We start from the raw sequence: 3,661 nt of genomic DNA, 5'->3' as shown, positions 1-3,661 counted from the left end.
AGTCCCGCGCCGCATGAGAAGCGATTCCCAAGGGGAGAGCGATCCCAGCAGACAGTAACTCAACAAATTGCACGAAGTAACTCAATGGTCCCCGCGCCGTATTCCAGCGTTCCCGCAGGGAGAAAGCGCTCCTAGCCACTAAAGTAACTTAAGAAGCGCCTCATTCACATCCAACCCACCTTGCGGGTGTCCAGAGGGCAGAGCCCTTGGGGCCCTCCCTTGGAAGGGAGGGTTTGGGTGGGTTCGAAAAAGGTTACTCTAAACTCTTAGCTTGCGCACGACTCACACTCTTCAATCGTCAGCGCGCGGCTGCGTACATAGTACGTGGATTTGATGCCGGCTTTCCAGGCATGCAGATGCAGCTCCAGGAATTCCGAAGCCCGGATATCAGGGCGGACGTACAGGTTAAAGCTTTGCGCTTGGTCAACGTGACGCTGACGGGCGGCAGCCATTTTGATGGACCAATGCTGGTCGATCAAGAAAGCCGTTTTATAGTACCAGATCGTTTTCTCGGACAGATCCGGAGCAGGGTTCGCCACTTTATAAGTGGTTTTTTCTTCATAAGACAGAAGTTCGTACAATGGATCGATGCTCGCCGTGGAACCCGCGATGATCGAGGTGGAGCCGTTCGGCGCGATGGCAAACAGCCATGCGTTACGGACGCCGTTCGCTTGCACTTCCTGCTGCAATTCACGCCACTGCTCGGTGGTCACGAACTTGCCTTCATGCTCGCCGTCGGTATAACCGCGGAACGTGAAGTACTCGCCGCTCTCCCAGTCGGAGCCTTTGAATTTCGGATAGTGGCCTTTTTCCTTGGCCAGCTCCATGCTGGATTTGACGAGCAGGTAGTTGATGTGTTCGTACAGATTGTCATTATAGGCAACGGCTTCGTCGGATTCCCAGCGGATGCCTTCCAGCGCCAGCAAGTGGTGCAGACCGAAGGTGCCGAGACCGACCGCGCGATATTGGCTGTTGGTGTATTGAGCTTGCAGAACTTCAATATTGTTAATGTCGATGACGTTATCCAGCATGCGAACCTGGATCGGAACGAGACGCTCCAGCACACCGGCCGGTACGGCACGAGCCAAGTGGATGGAGTTCAGGTTGCAGACAACGAAATCGCCAGGGATTTTGGAAATCACGATCCGGGTTTGGCCGTCTTTCGTAACCAGCTCCTCTTGCTCAACGACCGTCGGAGATTGGTTCTGCATGATCTCCGTGCACAGGTTGGAAGAGTAGATCATGCCATGAGCCGAGTTCGGGTTCGCACGGTTGACGGTGTCCCGATAGAACATGTACGGCGTACCCGTTTCAAGCTGGGACTTCATGATGCGCTTCATAATGTCGATGGCTTGTACGGTAATGCGCGGCAGCAGCGGGTTCGCTACGGCTTCCGCGTATTTTTGGCGGAATTCGCCTTCGCCTTGAGTATGGTCATAGAAGTCTTCCAGACCTAGCGGACGGCCGTTCTCGTCTTTCCAGCCCATGATTTTCTTCACTTCATGCGGACAGAACAGGCTCCACTCTTCACGAGCTTCGACAGCCTCCATGAACAGGTCAGGCAGGCATACGCCGTGGAACACGTCATGCGCTCTCATGCGCTCGTCGCCGTTGTTCAGCTTCAGGTCCAGGAAGGACAGGATGTCTTTGTGGAACACGTCCAGGTACACCGCGATGGCACCTTTACGGGTTCCCAATTGGTCCACGCTAACAGCGGTGTTGTTCAGCTGGCGAATCCAAGGGATAACGCCGGAGCTGGTGTTCTTGTGTCCGCGGATATCGGAGCCGCGTGCACGAACTTTACCGAGGTATACGCCGATGCCGCCGCCCATTTTGCTGAGACGGGCGATATCCGTATTGGAGTCGAAGATCCCTTCCAGGGAGTCGTCCACGGTATCGATGAAGCAGCTGGACAGCTGGCCGGCTACTTTTTTACCTGCATTGGACATGGTCGGCGTAGCCGCCGTCATGTACAGGTTGCTCATGGCCCAGTAGGCTTCCTTGACAAGGTCAAGACGCTTGTCGGCAGGCTCGTTATGCATGAGGAACATCGCGATGACCATGTAGCGTTCTTGCGGAAGTTCCATGACGCGACCGTCAAAGTCGTTTGCCAGGTAACGCTCAGCCAGCGTCAGCAGACCGATGTAGTCAAACAGCAGATCGCGGCTTGGATCGATGCATTCGCCGAGTTCTTCGATTTGTTCTTTGGTGTAGCTGGTCAGAAGGTCCTCGCGATAGATGCCTTTCTGTACAAGCTCCGTAATGAGCGGGTAGAAGGCACCGTATGGTTCTTCCGGATATGCTTTGTATCGGCGGTTGGTAGCCGCTTTTTTATATAAAGAGGTCAGAAACGAACGCGCAGCTGCAAACTTCCAATTCGGCTCCTCTTTGGTTACAAGCTCAAGGGCGGACATCGTGAAGGCGCTGCTGATTTCTTCGCCGGTAACTTGCTCACCGCGCAATTTGGCATTGACGCCGCGAAGCAGACGCTCCTTATCGAGCATGTCCAATCCTTTCAGAGTCCGGTCGGCATAGACGGAGAGGCGAATTTCATCAAAGGCGAGCTGACGGTTGTTCGGTTTAACTACGAGCTGGGGCATGAATAAATTCCTCGCTTTCTTCGGGGGAAATATGAAAAAGGACATCAAAAAAACATTTTCTAAAACCCGCGGGCAGGCTTGAAAATGTCCGTGCGCTGTGATCGGAAATGACGTTTGACATAAGCCCTTGAACGGGCATGATGTTATGTACAGACGCAAGTTTAACGAACACTTACCTAAAGCCCCGTAGGTTGGTGTCTGCAGTATATAGGCAGGTCTCTGACTCGGGCTTCTGCCTCCCGGCGGTGCCTCCCGAAAACCTTGATCCGATTCTTCGGTGGCTATGCCGTATGAGGAAGGCTGAAAAAATGATGAACAGCCTAAGAGCCCTTACAGTGGCGGGACCGTGATGGATTTACACCATGCTTCCCTATTAAGCCGGACTGCCTTATGGGTTGATCCGGCACCTATATACACTATATTTGGTTGTTGTTAATCTAATTTAACCCAATATATTGTGTTTGTAAACCATATTCTTAAAATTGAACGCAAAAAGAATTATAGCAAACGAGCGGTCATTGTGCCAGTTAAGAAACTGTCAAAAGGCGATAAGATTTCCTGGATTGTGACCAAATGCGACCTTTTCTGCGCAGATACCGCGTATATTCTCGTTTTGACAAAATAGGATATAGCCGTATGGATGAGGCGGTCAGGATACACTATATCTTGTGTGAAGCTAAAATTGAAGGGCTTTGATATGGCGGACCGAAATTGGTATGATATCCGTATCCGTATCCGGAATTGGAATTGGAAAATGGAAGAGTATCACATGATTTAGATATGACGAGGGAGGTTGTTCAGATGGCAATAGCAGAGGTAACGGTGATTCCGATCGGAACCGCAACCACGAGTTTAAGCGCTTATGTCGCCGAGATGCAGCGAATATTGAAACAGCAGGACGGGATTTCCTATGAGCTGACATCGATGAGCACGATCATCGAGGGAGAGCTTAACATGATCTGGCGGGCGATTGAGGCTTTGCATGAAGCGCCTTTTCTGTCCGGGGCAAAGCGCGTATCGACTTCCGTTAAAATTGACGACCGCAGGGACCAGGTCTCCTC

At 52.0% G+C, this 3,661-nt stretch carries 2 protein-coding genes and 1 riboswitch; of the genes, one reads left to right on the top strand and one right to left on the bottom strand.

The window, feature by feature from the left end; genetic code table 11:
* Nucleotides 1-266: 266 nt before the first annotated feature.
* Complete coding sequence (locus HMPREF9412_RS21185) at nucleotides 267-2,600, bottom strand: ribonucleoside-diphosphate reductase subunit alpha (RefSeq protein ID WP_012818853.1); 2,334 nt, start codon at nucleotides 2,598-2,600, stop codon at nucleotides 267-269.
* 193 nt (nucleotides 2,601-2,793) lie between these two features.
* Nucleotides 2,794-3,026: riboswitch (cobalamin riboswitch) on the bottom strand.
* Nucleotides 3,027-3,401: 375 nt separating this feature from the next.
* On the opposite strand from HMPREF9412_RS21185, the gene HMPREF9412_RS21180 reads away from it, so the two are divergent.
* On the top strand, nucleotides 3,402-3,661 hold a 260-nt coding region (locus HMPREF9412_RS21180; RefSeq protein ID WP_009593804.1), incomplete at its 3' end, for an MTH1187 family thiamine-binding protein.

It is taken from the genome of Paenibacillus sp. HGF5, from assembly GCF_000204455.1.
Lineage (GTDB): Bacteria > Bacillota > Bacilli > Paenibacillales > Paenibacillaceae > Paenibacillus_AQ > Paenibacillus_AQ lautus_A.
Note: the sequence above shows the minus strand (reverse complement) of the source record. Positions and strands in the feature narration are given on the sequence as shown.

Bases quoted from the DNA above. Each gene is read 5' to 3' on its own strand.
- HMPREF9412_RS21185 (WP_012818853.1), bottom strand. From the start codon at position 2,600: ATGCCCCAGCTCGTAGTTAAACCGAACAACCGTCAGCTCGCCTTTGAT.